General features: G+C 54.6%; 16 protein-coding genes. 12 read left to right on the top strand and 4 right to left on the bottom strand.

What is annotated here, in order from left to right:
• The first annotated feature begins 20 nt into the window (after positions 1–20).
• The 4 genes from ACO7SM_RS20315 to psiE all read left to right on the top strand — a co-directional run bounded on the left by ACO7SM_RS20315 (position 21) and on the right by psiE (position 4,165).
• A complete protein-coding gene (locus ACO7SM_RS20315; RefSeq protein ID WP_490468997.1) occupies positions 21–659 on the top strand; it encodes a YjbF family lipoprotein in 639 nt (212 codons plus the stop codon).
• Complete coding sequence (locus ACO7SM_RS20310; RefSeq protein ID WP_490468996.1) at positions 656–1,393, top strand: capsule biosynthesis GfcC family protein; 738 nt, start codon at positions 656–658, stop codon at positions 1,391–1,393. The genes ACO7SM_RS20315 and ACO7SM_RS20310 overlap by 4 nt, the downstream gene beginning before the upstream one ends.
• On the top strand, positions 1,393–3,489 hold the full coding sequence (locus tag ACO7SM_RS20305; RefSeq protein ID WP_490468995.1) for a YjbH domain-containing protein: 2,097 nt from the start codon (positions 1,393–1,395) through the stop codon (positions 3,487–3,489). The genes ACO7SM_RS20310 and ACO7SM_RS20305 overlap by 1 nt, the downstream gene beginning before the upstream one ends.
• Before the next feature lie 265 nt (positions 3,490–3,754).
• Complete coding sequence (gene psiE, locus ACO7SM_RS20300) at positions 3,755–4,165, top strand: phosphate-starvation-inducible protein PsiE (RefSeq protein ID WP_192613790.1); 411 nt, start codon at positions 3,755–3,757, stop codon at positions 4,163–4,165.
• 129 nt (positions 4,166–4,294) lie between these two features.
• On the opposite strand, the gene malG is transcribed toward psiE, so the two are convergent.
• The 3 genes from malG to malE all read right to left on the bottom strand — a co-directional run bounded on the left by malG (position 4,295) and on the right by malE (position 8,204).
• Positions 4,295–5,185, bottom strand: coding sequence for a maltose ABC transporter permease MalG (gene malG / locus ACO7SM_RS20295; RefSeq protein ID WP_490468994.1), 891 nt, complete (start codon positions 5,183–5,185; stop codon positions 4,295–4,297).
• A 154-nt stretch (positions 5,186–5,339) separates the two neighbouring features.
• Positions 5,340–6,884 (bottom strand): maltose ABC transporter permease MalF, encoded by a 1,545-nt coding sequence (gene malF / locus ACO7SM_RS20290; RefSeq protein WP_490468993.1) that lies wholly within the window; start codon positions 6,882–6,884, stop codon positions 5,340–5,342.
• A 129-nt stretch (positions 6,885–7,013) separates the two neighbouring features.
• On the bottom strand, positions 7,014–8,204 hold the full coding sequence (malE, locus tag ACO7SM_RS20285) for a maltose/maltodextrin ABC transporter substrate-binding protein MalE (protein WP_192613788.1): 1,191 nt from the start codon (positions 8,202–8,204) through the stop codon (positions 7,014–7,016).
• A gap of 371 nt (positions 8,205–8,575) precedes the next feature.
• Between malE and malK the strand changes: the two genes are divergently transcribed.
• The 5 genes from malK to ubiA all read left to right on the top strand — a co-directional run bounded on the left by malK (position 8,576) and on the right by ubiA (position 13,706).
• Positions 8,576–9,685, top strand: a complete 1,110-nt coding sequence (gene malK / locus ACO7SM_RS20280) for a maltose/maltodextrin ABC transporter ATP-binding protein MalK (protein WP_490468992.1) — start codon at positions 8,576–8,578, stop codon at positions 9,683–9,685.
• A gap of 75 nt (positions 9,686–9,760) precedes the next feature.
• On the top strand, positions 9,761–11,077 hold the full coding sequence (locus ACO7SM_RS20275) for a maltoporin (RefSeq protein ID WP_490468991.1): 1,317 nt from the start codon (positions 9,761–9,763) through the stop codon (positions 11,075–11,077).
• Between the two features lie 113 nt (positions 11,078–11,190).
• Positions 11,191–12,144, top strand: coding sequence for a maltose operon protein MalM (gene malM, locus ACO7SM_RS20270; RefSeq protein ID WP_490468990.1), 954 nt, complete (start codon positions 11,191–11,193; stop codon positions 12,142–12,144).
• 180 nt (positions 12,145–12,324) lie between these two features.
• Complete coding sequence (gene ubiC, locus ACO7SM_RS20265; RefSeq protein WP_490468989.1) at positions 12,325–12,822, top strand: chorismate lyase; 498 nt, start codon at positions 12,325–12,327, stop codon at positions 12,820–12,822.
• Positions 12,823–12,833: 11 nt separating this feature from the next.
• Positions 12,834–13,706: a 4-hydroxybenzoate octaprenyltransferase gene (gene ubiA, locus ACO7SM_RS20260; protein ID WP_490468988.1), complete on the top strand. Its 873-nt coding sequence runs from the start codon at positions 12,834–12,836 to the stop codon at positions 13,704–13,706.
• Between the two features lie 95 nt (positions 13,707–13,801).
• On the opposite strand, the gene plsB is transcribed toward ubiA, so the two are convergent.
• Positions 13,802–16,222 carry a glycerol-3-phosphate 1-O-acyltransferase PlsB gene (gene plsB, locus ACO7SM_RS20255; protein ID WP_490468987.1) on the bottom strand — a complete coding sequence of 807 codons (2,421 nt, stop codon included), beginning with the start codon at positions 16,220–16,222 and terminating at the stop codon, positions 13,802–13,804.
• Between the two features lie 165 nt (positions 16,223–16,387).
• Between plsB and ACO7SM_RS20250 the strand changes: the two genes are divergently transcribed.
• The 3 genes from ACO7SM_RS20250 to dinF all read left to right on the top strand — a co-directional run bounded on the left by ACO7SM_RS20250 (position 16,388) and on the right by dinF (position 18,957).
• Positions 16,388–16,756, top strand: coding sequence for a diacylglycerol kinase (locus ACO7SM_RS20250; protein ID WP_490468986.1), 369 nt, complete (start codon positions 16,388–16,390; stop codon positions 16,754–16,756).
• 109 nt (positions 16,757–16,865) lie between these two features.
• The gene (lexA, locus tag ACO7SM_RS20245) at positions 16,866–17,474 is read left to right on the top strand and encodes a transcriptional repressor LexA (RefSeq protein WP_276293165.1); all 609 of its coding nucleotides are present in this window, start codon (positions 16,866–16,868) and stop codon (positions 17,472–17,474) included.
• A 157-nt stretch (positions 17,475–17,631) separates the two neighbouring features.
• Entirely contained in the window at positions 17,632–18,957 is a 1,326-nt protein-coding gene (gene dinF / locus ACO7SM_RS20240; RefSeq protein WP_490468985.1) for an MATE family efflux transporter DinF, read from the top strand.
• The last annotated feature ends 88 nt before the right edge of the window (positions 18,958–19,045 follow it).

Here is a 19,045-nt window from a genome sequence, read left to right as displayed (position 1 = left end):
TGCCCCTCTGGAGAAGAGTCGTGAAGCGACCTGTACTGATCGTCATTTGCCTGCTGCTACAGGCATGTTCAGCCACCACCAAAGGGCTGGGTAATTCATTGTGGGAAAGTCTGTTTGGCACGCCGGGCGTGCAACTGACGGACGATGATATTCAGAACATGCCCTACGCCAGCCAGTATATGCAGCTTAATGGCGGGCCTCAGTTGTTTGTGGTGCTCGCTTTCGCAGAGAACGGGCAGCAGAAATGGGTGACGCAGGACCAGGCCACCCTGGTGACGCAACATGGCCGCCTGGTGAAAACGCGCCTCGGCGGCGACAACCTCATTGACGTGAATAACCTGTCTGCTGACCCACTGGCAAAGCCGTTGCAGATTAAGGATGGTGCAACGTGGACTCGCACGATGGGCTGGACTGAGCATAAACAGGTGCGCTACGCCACCGCCCGTTCGGTCTTCACATGGGCAGGCGCCGACACCTTCACACTCGGCAGTGAGGAGACGGCGGTGCGGGTGCTGGATGAAGCCGTCACCACCGACCAGACTCGCTGGCATAACCGCTACTGGATTGATAGCGACGGACACATTCGCCAGTCAGAGCAGTACCTGGGGGCAAACTTCTTCCCGGTAAAAACCACGCTCATTAAGGCGGCGAAACCATGATGAAACCGTTTATTGCGGCGCTGTTCCTCAGTCTGAGTGCGCCATCTGTCTTTGCTGCGGGCACCGTGAAGGTTTTCAGCGCTGGCACGACAGAGCCGAAAACGCTGACCGGTGCCGAACATCTGATTGACCTGGTAGGGCAGCCCAGACTGGCGAATAGCTGGTGGCCTGCTGCGGTCATCAGCGAAGAACAGGCGACCGCCACGGCGCAACGTGAGCAGCAGGCGCTGTTGGCGCGTCTGGCGGCGTATGGGAGAGACGATAACGGTGGCGATGCTGTGGCAATCAGTGTGCTTTGCCAGCAAATTCAGGCGTTGAAAGTGACCGGCAGGCAATTTATCCCCCTCGATCCGGACACCGTACGCGTCGGTGAGCGGAGCAATCCGCCGTTGCAGGGAAATTACACCCTGTGGGTGGGGCCGCAGCCCACGAGCGTCACGCTGTTCGGTCTGGTGAGCCGACCGGGTAGCCAGCCGTTTACCCCCGGCCGTGATGTTGTGAGCTACCTCGAAGGACAAAGCCTAATTACTGGGGCGGATCGCAGCTATGCATGGGTCGTTTATCCCGACGGCCGCACACAAAAAGTGCCGGTGGCGTACTGGAATAAACGCCACGTTGAGCCGATGCCCGGCAGCATTATTTTTGTTGGTCTTTCCGATTCCGTCTGGAGCAACCCCCCCGATGCGCTTAACGCCGACATTCTTCATACCCTGACGCAGCGGATACCCGAATAATGAAAAAAATACATCTGCTCAGCATACTGGCGCTGGGTGTCAGCGCGGCGTGTCACGGTGAAACGTTTCCCGCCCCCATTGGCCCGTCACAGTCTGATTTTGGCGGCGTGGGGCTGTTGCAAACGCCCACGGCGCGCATGGCGCGGGAAGGTGAGATGAGCCTGAACTACCGTGATAACGATCAGTACCGCTACTACTCCGCCTCGGTGCAGCTTTTCCCGTGGCTGGAAACCACGCTGCGCTACACCGATGTTCGCACCAAACAGTACAGCAGTGTGGCGTCGTTTTCCGGCGACCAGACTTACAAAGATAAAGCCTTCGACGTGAAATTACGCTTGTGGGAAGAGAGCTACTGGATGCCGCAGGTGGCGGTCGGCGCGCGCGATATTGGCGGTACCGGCCTGTTCGATGCGGAATACATTGTCGCCAACAAAGCCTGGGGGCCGTTTGATTTCTCGCTGGGCCTCGGCTGGGGTTATCTGGGTACCAGCGGCAATGTGAGCAACCCATTTTGTTCCGTCAGCGACAAATATTGCGATCGTGATAACAGCTATAAACAGGCGGGCTCTGTCGATGGCAGCGAGATGTTCCACGGCCCGGCATCGCTGTTTGGTGGCGTAGAATACCAGACCCCCTGGCAACCGCTGCGCCTGAAACTGGAATACGAAGGCAATAACTATCAACAGGATTTTGCGGGCAAGCTGGAACAGAAAAGCAAGTTTAACGTCGGCGCTATTTATCGCGTTACCGATTGGGCCGACGTTAACCTCAGCTATGAGCGCGGCAACACGTTCATGTTTGGCGTCACGCTGCGCACCAACTTTAACGATCTGCGACCCACTTATAACGATAACGCCCGGCCGAAATACCAGCCAGAGCCGCAGGACGCTATCCTCCAGCACTCGGTGGTGGCGAATCAACTGACGTTGCTGAAATACAATGCCGGGCTGACGGATCCGAAAATTCAGGTGAAAGGCGACACGCTGTATGTCACCGGTGAGCAGGTGAAATACCGCGATTCCCGCGAAGGGATCGAGCGCGCTAACCGGATAGTCATGAACGATCTTCCGGAGGGGATCCGCACGATCCGGGTGACGGAAAATAGGCTCAATATGCCGCAGGTGACGACCGAAACCGAGGTGTCCAGCCTGAAGCGTCATCTGGAAGGCGAACCTCTGGGTCACGAAACCCCACTGGCGCAAAAACGCGTGGAGCCCGTGGTGCCACAAGCCACGGAACAGGGTTGGTATATCGATAAATCACGCTTTGACTTCCATATCGATCCGGTGTTGAACCAATCCATTGGCGGCCCGGAAAACTTCTATATGTATCAGTTGGGCGTGATGGGGACCGCGGATCTGTGGCTGACGGATCACCTGCTCACTACCGGCAGTCTGTTCGCGAATATCGCCAACAACTACGACAAATTTAATTACACCAATCCACCGAACGACTCCCAACTGCCGCGTGTGCGTACCCACGTGCGTGAATACGTTGAGAATGACATTTACGTGAATAATCTCCAGGCCAACTACTTCCAGTACCTGGGGAAGGGTTTCTACGGGCAGGTTTATGGCGGTTATCTGGAGACTATGTTTGGCGGCGCAGGGGCAGAAGTGTTGTACCGTCCGGTAGACAGCAACTGGGCGTTTGGTCTGGATGCTAACTATGTGAAACAGCGTGACTGGCGCAGCGCACAGGACATGATGAAGTTTACCGACTACAGCGTGAAGACCGGGCATTTAACGGCGTACTGGACACCGTCGTTTGCTCAGGATGTGCTGGTGAAGGCGAGCGTCGGTCAGTATCTGGCGGGGGACAAAGGCGGCACGCTGGAAATTGCCAAACGCTTTGATAGCGGTGTGGTGGTGGGCGGTTACGCGACCATCACGGATGTTTCGCCGGATGAGTATGGGGAAGGGGACTTCACCAAAGGGGTCTATATTTCCGTACCGCTGGATCTCTTCTCTTCCGGGCCGACCCGTAGCCGCGCGGCGATAGGCTGGACGCCGTTGACGCGTGATGGCGGTCAGCAACTGGGTCGCAAATTCCAGTTGTACAATATGACCAGCGATCGCAGCGTGAATTTCCGCTGACAGGAATGTTGATTGCCCGCTGGCGTTACACTTACCGGGCCTACAGTGGTAGGCCGGATAAGGTGTTTACACCGCCATCCGGCATCTGCGCGGTGCCTGATGGCGACGCTGATGCGTCTTGTAGGCCTACAGTCTTGTAGGCGCTGATAAGCGCAGCGCCACCGGGCGATTCCCCTGGTCTGCACAAAATATAAACAAAAAATGTAGATCTCTGTCACATTTCTGCGTTATACAGGAACCTCGCCACTGAGAAAGAGGTGCTGTTATGACGTCGCTATCTCGTCCGCGTGTTGAGTTTATCTCCACGATTTTACAGACCGTGCTCAATCTTGGGCTGTTGAGCCTGGGTCTGATTCTGGTCGTCTTTCTGGGCAAAGAAACCCTGCATCTGGCGGATGCGCTGTTCGCGCCGGAGCAAACCAGCAAGTATCAACTGGTGGAAGGGCTGGTGGTCTATTTCCTCTATTTTGAGTTTATCGCGTTGATTGTGAAGTATTTTCAGTCAGGCTTTCACTTTCCGCTGCGTTACTTTGTCTATATCGGGATCACCGCCATTGTGCGGTTGATCATCGTCGATCATAAATCCCCCCTGGATGTATTGATCTATTCGGCGGCGATCCTGCTGCTGGTGATCACCCTGTGGCTGTGTAATTCAAAACGGCTCAAACGGGAATAAAAAAAGGGCGCTCCGTAGAGCGCCAAAATCACAGTCACAAGTTGGGATAACGTAAGTTGAGGGTTGCAGTGGCAATGCCCGTTGCCGGGCGGTCTATCACAGGTACTTCGATGAAACTTAACGCAGGTATTAACCTTTCACACCGCCTGCCGTCAGGCCGTTAACCAGCCAGCGCTGTGCCAGCAGGAACACGAGGGTGATCGGAATCGCAGAGAGTACGGCGGCGGCGGCAAAGTCGCCCCACAGGTAGTTTTGTGGGTTGAGATATTGCTGCATACCAACGGCCAGGGTGTAACTATTCACATCTCGCAGCAGCAGAGAGGCGACCGGCACTTCGGTAATGGCGGCAATAAACGACAGAATAAACACCACGGCCAGAATCGGTACGGAAAGTGGCAACAGCACCAGGCGGAAGGCCTGCCACGGGGTTGCGCCATCCAGCGCCGCCGCTTCTTCAAGCGATCCGTCGATCGTTTCGAAATAGCCCTTAATGGTCCACACGTGCAGCGCAATGCCGCCCAGATAGGCGAAGATCACCCCGCCGTGGGTATTCAGACCGATAAATGGAATGTACTGGCCGAGGCGGTCAAACAACGCGTACAACGCCACCAGAGAGAGCACCGCCGGGAACATCTGGAAAATCAGCATCCCTTTCAGCAGAGTCGCTTTGCCTGGGAAACGCATACGGGCAAACGCGTAAGCACAGGTCGTGGAGAGGGTGACGATGCCAATCGCGGTGATGCCAGCGATTTTCACCGAGTTCCACAGCCACAGCAGTACCGGGAATGGCGGTGGAGTCACGCGGCCATCGGCATGTTCAACGCTGAATCCCAGTGCCAGTTTCCAGTGCTCCCAGGAGATATTTTCCGGGATCAGGCTGCCGGTGGCGAAGTTACCTTCGCGCAGTGAGATAGCAATGACCATCAGCAGCGGGAACATAATCGCCGCAATAAAAATGAGCAGCAGAAGGTGCGTTGTGAAGAGACGCAGCTTTTGAGATTTCGGTTGTACCATAGCCATAATTTTTTTACTCCTTAACATCGCTCCAGGCTATTTCACTTGCCACTCTGAACACTGGCAGTGCTCAGAATCCTCACGTACTGCGTGTACGCTCCGGTTCTTCCGCGCTGGCAGCATCCAGACTGGCTGCGCCAATGACGCCTGGTGATTCTGATTAATCAAACTTCATACGCGTGGCTTTCAGGTTCACAATCGCCAGCGCACCGACCAGCAGGAAGATCAGCGTGGCAATCGCCGCCGCCAGTCCAAAGTCCTGGCCACCGCCGCCTTCGAAGGCGATACGGTAGGTGTAGCTGACGAGCAGGTCGGTATACCCGGCAGGTGTGGTCGTGCCGAGTCGATCCGGGCCGCCGTTGGTCAACAGTTGAATCAGTACGAAGTTGTTAAAGTTAAAGGCAAAGCTGGCAATCATCAGCGGCGTCAGCGGCTTAATCAGCAGCGGCAGCGTAATCTTAAAGAAGTTCTGGAATGGGGTTGCGCCATCCATTGCCGAGGCTTCATACAGGTCGTCCGGAATCGCTTTCAGCAGGCCCATGCACAGGATCATCATGTACGGATAACCGAGCCAGGTGTTGACGATGATAATCATCGAACGGGCCGTGGTCGGGTCGCTGAACCAGGCCGGTTTGATGCCAAACAGCGCGCTCAGCATCATGTTGATTTCACCAAAGCTCTGGTTGAACAAACCTTTGAAAATCAGAATCGAGATAAACGACGGAACGGCGTAAGGCAGAATCAGCAGCACGCGGTAAATCGCTTTACCTTTCAGCGCTTCCCACTGCACCAGGCACGCCAGCACCATGCCCACCGCCACGGTCAGAAGCACGGTGAGAACGGAGAACACCACCGTCCAGACGAAGATAGCGAAGAACGGTTTTTGGATCCCTTCGTCGGTAAAGACGCGGGTGAAGTTCTTCCAGCCAATGGTCACGGTATAGCCTGGACTCAGTTTCTGAGTATCCCAGCCGCCTTCGGCGTTGATGGACTGGTAGTAACCAATATCGTTATTTGCGCGGTATTTCACGCCGCTCTGGTTGTTCGTTAGCGTACCGTCGTCCGCCAGCGAGTAGAGCGGTTGTGTGCCGGAGAACTGGCGCAGTGAGCTCATAGTAACGTTGCTTTCATCCGGCAGGATGGCGGTTAACTGGGTCAGCGCCTGACGGTTCTGGGTGATAACACGCAGATTCGCGCGTTCACCGGCTGGCAGGGCGTCGGTCTCTTTCAGTTTCAGTTTCTGCTCGCCGCCAAATTTAAAGGCGTCGGAGAGATAATTTTTACCGCTTTCACCGTCGGTAAGGGTCAGTTGCCACTCGTCACCCGCCGGATACAGACCAAAATTGTAGGTTTTCCCCGCCTGATAAGAACGATCCAGCAGGACTTGCTGGGTGCGTTCGAAGGAAAGCTGGTTGGTGCTACTGTAGTTAGTAAATGCGATAGCGATGGTACAAATCAGCGGGAACAGAACAAACAGTCCCATACCGGCCATACCCGGATAAACATAGCGCCAGGCGTAGGCCTTACGATTGGCGAAAATATACAGGCCAGCTGAGCTTAAAATCAGCGTCATGATGGCGAACAGATATTCCCCTTGTGCATACATTAAAACGACAAGGTAACCCACCAGCAAGCCCAGCAGACCCATCACTGACCATTTCAGTGTGTCGCTTTGCCACCAGTGTTTCTTTTTAATGACATCCATGGGGATCTTCCTCTACAGCATTGAAATCTTGTGGCAAATGCGCCGGGTGGCGCTGCGCTTATCAGGCCTACGGTTTTCTGTAGGCCGGATAAGGCATTTATGCCGCCATCCGGCACATGCACTGCGGCATTACTTGGTGATACGACCCTGTGCGTCTTTCAGCGCAGCGTCTACGGTCTGACGACCACTCGCCGCGTTGATCACAGCGGTACGCGTTGCATACCAGAACGCAGCCATCTGCGGAATGTTCGGCATGATTTCGCCTTTCTGGGCGTTATCCATGGTGGCTGCGATACGCGGGTCTTTCGCTAACTGATCCTGGAAGGATTTCAGCGCAACGGCACCCAGCGGTTTGTCCTTGTTCACGACATCCAGACCCTGATCGGTCAGCAGGTAGTTTTCGAGGAACTCTTTCGCCAGTTCTTTGTTCGGGCTGGCGGCGTTAATACCGGCGCTCAGAACCCCAACGAACGGTTTAGACGGTTTGCCTTTGAAGGTCGGCAGCAGTGTGACGCCGTAGTTCACCTTGCTCTTGTCGATGTTCGACCACGCCCACGGGCCGTTGATGGTCATCGCGGTGTCGCCTTTGTTAAAGGCCGCTTCAGCGATGGAGTAATCGGTGTCTGCGTTCATGTGCTTGTTCTTGATAAGATCAACCAGGAACGTCAGACCCGCTTTCGCGCCCGCGCTATCGACACCGACGTCTTTCACGTCGTATTTGCCGTTTTCAAACTTAAACGCGTAACCGCCGTCGGCGGCAATCAGCGGCCATGTGAAGTACGGTTCTTGCAGGTTGAACATCAGCGCGCTCTTACCTTTCGCCTTCAGCTCTTTATCCAGGGCAGGGATCTCTTCCCAGGTTTTCGGCGGGTTGGGTACGAGGTCTTTGTTGTAAATCAGAGACAGCGCTTCAACCGCGATGGGGTAGGCGATCAGTTTGCCGTTGTAACGTACGGCATCCCAGGTGAACGGATAAAGTTTGTCCTGGAACGCTTTGTCCGGGGTAATTTCTGCCAGCAGACCAGACTGCGCGTAGCCGCCGAAACGGTCATGCGCCCAGAAGATGATGTCCGGGCCGTCACCGGTTGCGGCAACCTGCGGGAATTTTTCTTCCAGCTTGTCAGGGTGCTCGATGGTGACTTTGATACCGGTGTCTTTCTCGAATTTTTTACCCACTTCAGCAAGGCCGTTGTAGCCTTTATCGCCGTTAATCCAGATTACCAGCTTACCTTCTTCAATCTTGGCGAGAGCCGAGGCGGAAAACATCATCGTCGTCAGTGCGGACAATGCGAGGATGCGTGCGCCAGTCTTGATTTTCATATTCCCCATCCTTTTTGGTGAAGTGCTCGTGGATACTCAGAGGTGGCTTAACGGTTCTTAGTTTCTTTATACGACAACCTCTTTCCATCCTCCTCGCCACTACGCCCCACCCCCGCTTTATGTGATGTGTGTTGCATTAATGTGAGTAATGCGTGTTGGCGCACATAAAAACACACTGTTTTTTGCGGGCTACGTCACGAAATTCCCCCGCGGCGTACCGCACGGGTCTCAGAGCCTGCTTTCTCATCCTCCCGCCTCCTCCCCCATAAAAAAGCCGGGGGGTGGAGGATTTACGCAACCCATCGATAACGCATAGTCGGGGCATGATGAATGTTGCTGTCTATGACAGGTTGTAACGAAGGGAGAAGGGCATGGCGAGCGTACAGATGCGAAATGTAACGAAAGCCTGGGGTGACGTGGTGGTATCGAAAGATATCAATCTCGACATTCACGAAGGGGAGTTCGTGGTGTTTGTGGGACCCTCAGGCTGCGGTAAATCGACATTGCTGCGTATGATCGCTGGGCTTGAAACCATCACCAGCGGGGACTTGTACATCGGTGAACACCGGATGAATGACATCCCGCCCGCCGAGCGTGGCGTCGGCATGGTGTTCCAGTCTTATGCGCTCTATCCCCATCTTTCTGTTGCCGAAAATATGTCATTTGGCCTCAAGCTGGCGGGTGCCAAAAAAGAGGTGATGAACCAACGCGTCAATCAGGTAGCGGAAGTGCTGCAACTGGCGCACCTGCTGGAACGTAAACCGAAAGCACTCTCTGGCGGACAACGTCAGCGTGTGGCTATTGGTCGTACGCTGGTGGCTGAACCGCGCGTGTTCCTGCTCGATGAACCCCTTTCCAACCTTGATGCCGCACTGCGTGTGCAGATGCGTATCGAAATCTCCCGTCTGCATAAACGCCTGGGGCGCACGATGATTTACGTCACCCACGATCAGGTCGAAGCGATGACGCTGGCCGACAAGATTGTCGTGCTGGACGCCGGTCGCGTAGCGCAGGTCGGTAAACCACTGGAGTTATACCACTATCCGGCAGACCGCTTCGTGGCGGGTTTTATCGGTTCTCCGAAGATGAACTTCCTGCCGGTGAAAGTCACCGCGACGGCGATCGATCAGGTTCAGGTGGAGTTGCCGAATCGCCAACACGTCTGGTTGCCGGTCGAAAGCCGCGATGTTCAGGTCGGCGCAAATATGTCTTTAGGTATTCGTCCGGAGCATCTGCTGCCCAGTGATATCGCCGATGTCACCCTGGAAGGCGAGGTTCAGGTCGTCGAACAACTTGGTCACGAAACGCAAATTCATATCCAGATCCCCGCCATCCGTCAAAACCTGGTGTACCGCCAGAATGACGTGGTGTTGGTAGAAGAGGGTGCCACATTCGCTATCGGCCTGCCGCCAGAGCGTTGCCATTTGTTCCGTGAGGATGGCACTGCATGTCGTCGGTTGCATCAAGAGCCGGGCGTTTAAGCACTCCCATTAAATACGCGAAGTCTGCGAAAGACGATGTGTAAAAAAAGAAAAGCAATGATCTCAGGAGATAGAATGATGATTACTCTGCGCAAACTCCCTCTGGCAGTTGCCGTTGCAGCAGGCGTTATGTCTGCTCAGGCAATGGCCGTGGATTTCCATGGTTATGCTCGTTCCGGTATTGGCTGGACGGGTAGTGGCGGCGAACAACAATGTTTTCAGGCAACCGGTGCTCAAAGTAAATACCGTCTCGGTAACGAATGTGAAACCTATGCGGAATTGAAATTGGGTCAGGAAGTGTGGAAAGAGGGCGATAAGAGCTTCTACTTCGACACTAACGTTGCCTACTCCGTAGCACAGCAAAACGACTGGGAAGCAACCAGTCCCGCCTTCCGTGAAGCGAACGTGCAGGGTAAAAACCTGATCGACTGGCTGCCAGGTTCTACCATTTGGGCCGGTAAGCGCTTCTACCAACGTCACGACGTTCATATGATCGACTTCTACTACTGGGATATTTCTGGTCCTGGTGCGGGTATCGAAAACATCGATCTGGGCTTCGGTAAACTCTCTCTGGCAGCGACCCGTTCTCAGGAAGCGGGCGGCTCTTATGCTTTCAGCAGCGATGAAGTTTATGACGCCACGAAAGACACCGCGAACGATGTGTTCGACGTCCGTCTGGCCGGTATGGAAATTAACCCAGGCGGCACGCTGGAATTAGGCGTTGACTACGGCAGCGCCAACACGACTGACGGCTATGACCTTGCCGATGGCGCCACCAAAGATGGTTGGATGTTCACCGCTGAACATACACAGAGCATGCTGAAAGGCTACAACAAGTTTGTGGTGCAGTACGCCACTGACGCGATGACCTCTCAGGGTAAAGGCATTCCTCAGGGTAGCCGCAGCCAGGATATCTTCGGTAATTTCGATAACGATCAGGACTTCCTCAACAACAACGGTAGCCTGACCCGTATTCTCGATCACGGTGCCATCTCTCTGGGCGATAGCTGGGATCTGATGTACGTGGCGATGTACCAGAATATCGACTGGGATAACGACAACGGTACGGAATGGTACACCGTTGGTGTTCGCCCGATGTACAAGTGGACGCCAATCATGAGCACCCTGCTGGAAGTGGGTTACGACAGCGTCAAGTCTCAGAAAACCGACGACACCAACGACCAGTTCAAAATCACCCTGGCGCAACAGTGGCAGGCTGGCGACAGCATCTGGTCTCGTCCGGCTATCCGCGTATTTGCAACCTATGCGAAGTGGGATGAGAAATGGGGCTACGACAATGGTGTTGCCGTTAGCGATACCAGCACCACAACCTTCAGCCGTGGCGACGACGATGAAGTCACCTTTGGCGCCCAGATGGAAATCTGGTGGTAATGCTTCGCTAATCTGACGTAAAGACCTAAAGAGGGGCGTAAGCCCCTCTGTTCTGGAGTTTAGCGCGCTATTGCCTGGCCACCGCTGAACCCATGCTATCTGAGGTGATAACAATGAAAATGAAGAAAAGTCTCGTTGCCCTTTGTTTCTCTGCAGGGTTGTTCGCAAGTGTCCCTGGTGTGACGCTGGCGGAAGTGAACTATGTTCCGCAAGACATTAGCGCTGCGCCTGCGATTCCGACCGCGGCATTACAACAATTAACCTGGACGCCTGTCGACCAGAGCAAAACGCAGTCCACACAACTGGCTACTGGCGGTCAACGCCTTGATGTTGCTGGCATTAGCGGCCCGGTTGCCGCCTATAGCGTACCGGCAAACATTGGTGAGCTGACCCTGACGCTGACCAGTGAAGTGAACAAGCAAACCAGCGTATTTGCGCCGAACGTTCTTATTCTTGATCAGAACATGACGCCTTCTGCATTCTTCCCCAGCAGCTATTTTACCTATCAGGAGCCGGGCGTAATGAGCGCGGATAGCCTGGAAGGGGTGATGCGTCTCACGCCAGCCCTGGGCCAGCAGAAGCTCTATGTTCTGGTCTTTACCACCGAAAAAGATCTCCAGCAGACCACTAAGCTGCTCGATCCCGCTAAGGCCTATGCAAAAGGGGTCGGTAACGCCATTCCGGATATTCCCGATCCTATCGCGCGTCATACCACCGACGGCCTGTTGAAACTGAAAGTGAAAACCAACAGCAGCTCCAGTGTGCTGGTGGGGCCGCTGTTTGGCTCTTCCGCACCGGGCCCGGTGACCGTCGGCAACACAGCGGCACCTGCGCCGACTTACGCAGCTCCGGCGGCGGTTGCTGCCGCACCTGTCGTCGCGCCAGCATCGGCGAAGAAAAGTGAGCCGATGCTGAATGACACCGAGAGCTACTTCAACAAAGCCATTAAAGATGCCGTCGCCGCAGGTGACGTGGATAAAGCGCTGAAACTGCTTGATGAAGCCGAACGCCTGGGGTCCACATCTGCCCGTTCCACCTTTATCAGCACTGTAAAAGGCAAGGGGTAACCGTCTCCCCGCATTGCTGATTTTGCAACAACTGGTGCGTCTCCTGGCGCACCTTTTTTTATCATTCCATGCGAATTGTTACACTCCTGTTGCGCAACAGTTCACTTAATTATGTTTACGCCTCCCGTAATCTCTTTTCTGCGATACAATGCCCTCAGGTTATGAACTGGAGAGCAAGGCATGCCACACCCTGCGTTAACGCAACTGCGTGCGCTGCGCTATTTCGACGCAATCCCTGCGCTGGACTCCCAACAGCTGGACTGGCTGTTGCTGGAAGATTCCATGACCAAACGTTTTGAGCAGCAGGGAAAAAAGGTGAGCGTGACGATGATTCGGGAAGGATTTGTTGGGCAACATGAAATAGTGGAAGAACTGCCGCTATTGCCGACGGAATCCCGTTACTGGTTACGTGAAATTCTGTTATGCGCGGATGGTGAGCCCTGGCTTGCCGGGCGTACTGTGGTGCCGGAGTCAACGTTGTGCGGCCCTGAACTGGCGTTGCAAAATCTGGGTAAAACCCCGCTCGGGCGTTACCTGTTTACATCATCGACGTTGACCCGAGATTTTATCGAGATTGGTCGCGATGCAGCGCTGTGGGGACGTCGTTCCCGTCTGCGGTTGAGCGGAAAACCGCTCCTGCTGACAGAATTGTTTTTACCTGCATCGCCGTTGTACTGAGAGGAAAATATATGGAGTGGAGTCTGACGCAGAATAAGCTACTGGCGTTTCACCGCTTGATGCGTACGGATAAGCCAATCGGCGCTTTACTGCTGCTCTGGCCAACACTGTGGGCGCTGTGGCTGGCGACACCCGGTGCGCCGCCGCTGTGGATTCTGGCGGTGTTTGTGGCGGGCGTCTGGTTGATGCGCGCGGCGGGATGCGTGGTGAATGACTATGCCGATCGCAAATTCGACGGGCACGTCAAACGCACGGCGAACCGACCGCTGCCCAGCGGCGCCGTCACCGAGAAAGAAGCGCGGGTGCTTTTTGTGGTTCTGGTGCTCCTCGCTTTCCTGCTGGTGTTGACGCTGAATACGATGACGATTCTGCTGTCGGTGGCCGCTCTGGCTCTGGCGTGGGTCTATCCCTTCATGAAACGTTACACGCATTTACCGCAGGTGGTGTTGGGTGCGGCGTTTGGCTGGTCAATACCGATGGCGTTTGCTGCCGTCAGTGAGTCGGTTCCGCTGAGTTGTTGGTTGATGTTCCTCGCCAACATTCTTTGGGCAGTGGCTTACGATACGCAATACGCCATGGTGGACAGGGACGATGACCTGAAAATCGGCATTAAATCGACGGCCATTCTGTTCGGTCAGTATGACAAGGTGATCATTGGCATCCTGCAGGTGGGTGTGTTGGCCTTGATGGCACTGATTGGTTGGATGAACGGCCTGGGGCTGGGATACTACTGGTCGCTGCTGGTGGCGGGCGCCTTGTTTGTGTATCAACAAAAACTGATTGTGCACCGTGAACGTGAAGCCTGTTTTAAAGCATTTATGAATAACAACTATGTTGGCCTGGTGCTGTTTCTGGGGCTGGCGATGAGTTACTGGCACTTCTGATAAAAAAGCCCGGTGGCGCTCGCGCTTACCGGGCCTACATAATTGCGCAGAACCGTAGGCCGGGTAAGGCGAAGCCGCCACCCAGCTTTTTAACATCACTCGTCCTGCGTTGCGCTTTCTATGGTTAAACGCACATCTGAGGTAATCAGATTAGCCAACATCTGATAAACCTTCATCGTCTCTTCAGGCTCCGCATCACCGGTATCACTGATGTACTTCTCATCACGCAGGGTCAACACCAAAGAGCTGAATACCGCTTTGTCGAAGAACTCCGGCGCGTTGATCCCGTGCAGTACGGAAAGACGCTGAGCCATGGTGCGGCTCTCTTTTTCTAGCGTGCCGCGGTTGATCGACGGATTTGCGCTCAACAGCCAGAAGGTGATGGCATAACGTTGCAGCGTTTCACGCGCGCCCGCGGCTAACAGTTGCAGAGTACGGGAATGCGCCGGGTTGATATTCAACTCGTCTTTCTGGACGGTAATCAGCCCCTGACGCTGCATTTCGCTTATCAGCGCGTCGATGACGCCCGCCAGTTCATCCCGCTCCCAGCGCAGGAACAGTTCTGCTTTCAGCATCGGGTAGAGAATTTCAACATGCTCAAGCAGTGCGTCGCGGGAGATGCGGCGATGCTGCGTCACGATGGCTGCCATCAGTGAAGGCAGAACCAACATATGCGCAATGTTGTTGCGATAGTAAGTCATCAGTACCGCCTGCTCGCGCGGAAGAATGATGATATCGCCGATAGTATCTTTCTCGACCTCGAACTTGTTCATTTGCAGCGCGTGGTCAATCAGTGCGCTGGCGCTGACCGACGGAACCGTAGAGTCGGTGGAATACGGGACATTACGCATCAGATCCAGATAACACTCGAGCTGCTCTGTCAGTTGCTCGCGCGTTAACGAACGCTGACGGGACGCCAGCAACGCGGTGCAACACAGGTTCATGGCGTTTGCCGCACCCGCTTTGTTAATCCTGACCATCAACTCAGCAGCGATACCATTGACCGTTGGTGTCAGCCAGGCGGGACGCACGGCTTCGATAGGATCGATAGATTCACGCCACTCAGGAACATGCTGGTTCAGGTACGTCATCAACGGCATCGGTTCGCCAAAGTTAACATAGCCCTGACCCAGATTACGCAGCTTGCTCAAGCCACGCAGCATTTGCGGCAGGCTCTCTTTTTCTTTCGTCGCGCCACGCAACTCTTTGGCGTAAGTCCCCACCTCCATCACGTGCTCGTAACCGATGTAAATCGGCACCAGAGTGATTGGACGCGTACCGCCGCGCAGCATCGCCTGAATGGTCATCGACAGGGTGCCGGTTTTCGGATCCAGCAGACGGCCAGTACGGGAACGCCCGCCTTCCACAAAATATTCAACGGAATAACCACGGCTAAATAGCTCGCCGAGATATTCGCGGAAAACGGTGGAGTAGAGTTTGTTGCCCTTAAAGGTACGACGAATAAAGAACGCGCCCAGGCGACGGAAAATCGGGCCGGCTGGCCAGAAGTTCAGGTTGATACCGGCAGCGATATGCGGCGGCACCAGCCCCTGATGATAGAGTACGTACGAGAGCAACAGATAGTCCATATGGCTGCGGTGGCAGGGCACATAGACGATTTCATGCCCGTCGTGCGCAAGCTGACGTACACGCTCTGCATTATGGACATTGATCCCCTGATACAGTCGGTTCCAGGTAAAGCCCAGAATGCGGTCGGTCAGGCGAATCATCTCGTAGGAGAAGTTGGCGGAAATCTCTTCCATCAGCGCAATGGCGTTCTGCTGCGCTTTTTCATGAGAGATTTTTTTGCTGCGTGCTTCGTCTTCCACCGCGCGCGCAATGGCTTTTGACGCCAGCAACTTGTTGAACAGATCCTGTCGGGCAGGCAGACGCGGCCCGACCGCCGCCAGACGCTGACGGGCGAAATGCATTCGTGCCACACGCGCCAGTTTTTGGGCAATAATTTTGTCGGTTCCGTGCTCGTCAGCCATCCGTCGTAAGGAAACAGAAGGCGAGAAACGGACAAAACTGTCGCGCCCCAGCCAGGAAACGGCAAAGAATTTCTGTACGCCATTCAGCATACGCAGAGGGGGATTTACCTCACCCTTTTCACGCCCCGGAGAGCGGCCGAACATCACCGATACCGGCACCATCTGTACATCCAGATCTGGATTACTGCGGTGAAGGTCGAGGTAATTGTGAAAGAGTTTGATCGACTCTTCTTTCGGCGTGTAATAGGTGAATACGCGCGGGCCGCCGTGAATAAACACATAACGCGGCAGCAGAGTTCCGTCTATCTCCAGCGGCTCTAACGGGTCGGGGAGATCGTGCGCCAGGCATTGGGCGCGCAATGTCAGCAAGTCCGCTTTTGAGTTGTACGGTAAAACGTACATAATGGGACGAGATGTATCGAGCCCCAATTCCGGAGCGGGTTCCGCTGGAATAGACTTGCTTTTTACCAGTACGGTTAATGGTAAATTCAGTAATTTGTAGTAAATTCGTGGCCAGCCAGACATAAACGATGTAAAGCCTCTGGTTAATAATGCAAATGCGCTGCAAGGATATCAGAAAGTCTAGCGAATTTCTGGTGTATCCCGTCATACTTCGCGCCGCTGTAACCCGAATTTTGTGGGTTAATCATATAATGTCATTGACGCTGATAACGCAAAAAGGTTCTTTTGATGGCCAATAATACCACTGGATTTACCCGAATCATTAAAGCTGCTGGTTATTCATGGAAAGGTTTTCGTGCTGCATGGATTCATGAAGCGGCATTTCGTCAGGAAAGTGTTGCTGTGCTGTTGGGCGTGGCGATTGCCTGCTGGCTGGATGTGGATGCCATCACGCGCGTTTTGTTGATTGGTTCTGTCATGCTGGTGATGATCGTGGAAATCCTCAATAGCGCGATTGAAGCGGTGGTTGACCGCGTTGGCTCTGAACACCATGAGCTTTCCGGGCGGGCGAAAGATATGGGGTCAGCGGCAGTATTACTGTCGATTTTTGTCGCGATGATCACCTGGGGAATCCTGCTGTGGTCGCATTTTAGATAAGGCTTCCATAATCCGATAAATCTCTTGTTTTTTGTGCTGTTTGTGGTTCCAAAATCGCCTTTAACTGTATATACTCACAGCATAACTGTATATACACCCAGGGGGCGGAATGAAAGCGTTAACGGCCAGGCAGCAAGAGGTGTTCGATCTTATTCGGGATCACATCAGCCAGACAGGCATGCCACCGACGCGTGCGGAGATCGCGCAGCGTTTGGGGTTCCGTTCCCCAAATGCGGCTGAAGAACACCTGAAAGCGCTGGCACGTAAAGGTGTCCTGGAGATTGTCTCCGGCGCCTCTCGCGGTATCCGCCTGCTGGTGGAAGAAGAAGAGGGGCTGCCTTTAGTCGGTCGCGTGGCGGCAGGGGAACCCCTTCTGGCACAGCAGCATATTGAAGGCCACTATCAGGTCGACCCATCGCTGTTTAAACCTAATGCCGATTTCTTGCTGCGCGTCAGCGGTATGTCGATGAAAGACATTGGGATTATGGACGGTGATTTGCTGGCGGTACACAAAACTCAGGACGTGCGTAACGGCCAGGTGGTGGTAGCGCGTATTGACGATGAAGTCACGGTAAAACGCCTGAAAAAACAGGGCAATAAAATCGAACTTCTGCCAGAAAATAGTGAGTTCAAACCGATTGTGGTTGACCTGCGCGAGCAAAACTTCACGATTGAAGGGCTGGCTGTCGGTGTCATCCGTAACGGTGAGTGGTTGTAATTCTCTCCAGGCCGGATTAGACGTTTACGCTGTTATCCGGCGACATGCCCGGTGGCGCTACGCTTACCGGGCCTGGAAAAAACGCCTGGATAGGGCATTTACGCCATCATCTGACGATCTAACTTCTTTTTTATCACTCCTTCTCAGGCTTTCCCGCATGCCTTTCTTTACCTCTTCCGACAAAGCACTCTGGTGTCTCGCATTACCGATGATCTTCTCCAATATCACCGTTCCCTTGCTGGGACTGGTCGATACTGCGGTGATTGGGCATCTGGACAGCCCTGTGTATCTGGGCGGCGTTGCTGTGGGCGCAACGGCAACCAGTTTTCTTTTCATGTTGTTGCTTTTCTTACGCATGAGCACCACCGGGCTGACGGCTCAGGCATTTGGCGCCAAAAACCCCCAGGCGCTGGCGCGTGCGCTGGTGCAGCCACTGATTCTGGCGCTGGGGGCGGGCACCTTAATCGCGCTGTTCCGCACGCCAATCATCGATCTTGCATTGCATATCGTCGGTGGAAATGAAGCCGTGCTGGTACAGGCGCGGCGTTTTCTGGAGATCCGCTGGCTGAGCGCCCCGGCATCGCTGGCGAATCTGGTGCTGCTGGGCTGGCTGCTGGGCGTTCAGTATGCCCGTGCGCCGGTGATCCTGCTGGTTGTCGGCAACATTCTCAATATTGTGCTCGATCTGTGGCTGGTGATGGGCTTGCATATGAACGTGCAGGGCGCAGCGCTGGCGACGGTGATTGCTGAGTATGCCACGTTGTTGCTTGGGCTGTTGATGGTGCGCAAAGTGCTTAGATTGCGCGGCGTGTCATCCATGATGCTGAAACAGGCCTGGCGGGGGAATTTCCGCCGTTTGCTGGCGCTTAACCGGGATATCATGCTGCGTTCGTTGTTGCTGCAACTGTGCTTTGGCGCGATCACGGTTCTCGGGGCGCGACTGGGCAGCGATATCATTGCGGTGAATGCTGTTCTGATGACCCTGCTGACCTTTACCGCCTATGCCCTTGATGGATTTGCTTATGCAGTCGAAGCACATTCCGGGCAGGCGTATGGCGCCCGTGACGGCAGTCAGTTGCTGGATGTCTGGCGTGCGGCATGTCGACAGTCAGGGATTGTGGCGCTGCTGTTTGCTCTCGTTTATGCCCTGGCGGGCGAACACATCATCGCGTTGCTGACGTCGTTGCCACAAATTCAGCTTTTAGCCGATCGCTACCTTATCTGGCAGGTGGTGTTGCCGTTAATCGGTGTCTGGTGTTATTTGCTGGATGGCATGTTTATCGGGGCCACGCGTGCGGCGGAAATGCGCAACAGCATGGCCGTTGCGGCGCTGGGATTTGCACTCACGCTGTGTGCATTACCCTGGCTGGGCAATCATGGACTGTGGCTGGCGTTAGCCGTTTTTCTGGCGCTCCGTGGACTCTCGCTGGCCTGGATCTGGCGGCGTCACTGGCGACACGGAACCTGGTTTTCCCAAGCTTGATGGTTAAAAATTCCGAATATCAAAATGAACATGGGGTAACTGACTACAATTAATCTCACGTCCAGCAGAAAACGTAGTGTATTTGGGC

The sequence above is a fragment of the Citrobacter sp. LJND-P06 genome, assembly GCF_058188415.1.
The sequence above is the reverse complement of the archived record's forward strand: the minus strand, read 5'-3'. Positions and strand labels throughout refer to the sequence as shown.

Excerpts from the sequence above, each read along its gene's own strand:
- malE (WP_192613788.1), bottom strand. The coding sequence starts at position 8,204 with ATGAAAATCAAGACTGGCGCACGCATCCTCGCATTGTCCGCACTGACG.
- malG (WP_490468994.1), bottom strand. The coding sequence starts at position 5,185 with ATGGCTATGGTACAACCGAAATCTCAAAAGCTGCGTCTCTTCACAACG.
- lexA (WP_276293165.1), top strand. The coding sequence starts at position 16,866 with ATGAAAGCGTTAACGGCCAGGCAGCAAGAGGTGTTCGATCTTATTCGG.
- psiE (WP_192613790.1), top strand. The coding sequence starts at position 3,755 with ATGACGTCGCTATCTCGTCCGCGTGTTGAGTTTATCTCCACGATTTTA.
- ACO7SM_RS20250 (WP_490468986.1), top strand. The coding sequence starts at position 16,388 with ATGGCCAATAATACCACTGGATTTACCCGAATCATTAAAGCTGCTGGT.
- malF (WP_490468993.1), bottom strand. The coding sequence starts at position 6,884 with ATGGATGTCATTAAAAAGAAACACTGGTGGCAAAGCGACACACTGAAA.
- plsB (WP_490468987.1), bottom strand. The coding sequence starts at position 16,222 with ATGTCTGGCTGGCCACGAATTTACTACAAATTACTGAATTTACCATTA.
- ACO7SM_RS20275 (WP_490468991.1), top strand. The coding sequence starts at position 9,761 with ATGATGATTACTCTGCGCAAACTCCCTCTGGCAGTTGCCGTTGCAGCA.
- malM (WP_490468990.1), top strand. The coding sequence starts at position 11,191 with ATGAAAATGAAGAAAAGTCTCGTTGCCCTTTGTTTCTCTGCAGGGTTG.
- ubiA (WP_490468988.1), top strand. The coding sequence starts at position 12,834 with ATGGAGTGGAGTCTGACGCAGAATAAGCTACTGGCGTTTCACCGCTTG.
- ubiC (WP_490468989.1), top strand. The coding sequence starts at position 12,325 with ATGCCACACCCTGCGTTAACGCAACTGCGTGCGCTGCGCTATTTCGAC.
- ACO7SM_RS20305 (WP_490468995.1), top strand. The coding sequence starts at position 1,393 with ATGAAAAAAATACATCTGCTCAGCATACTGGCGCTGGGTGTCAGCGCG.
- ACO7SM_RS20310 (WP_490468996.1), top strand. The coding sequence starts at position 656 with ATGATGAAACCGTTTATTGCGGCGCTGTTCCTCAGTCTGAGTGCGCCA.
- dinF (WP_490468985.1), top strand. The coding sequence starts at position 17,632 with ATGCCTTTCTTTACCTCTTCCGACAAAGCACTCTGGTGTCTCGCATTA.
- malK (WP_490468992.1), top strand. The coding sequence starts at position 8,576 with ATGGCGAGCGTACAGATGCGAAATGTAACGAAAGCCTGGGGTGACGTG.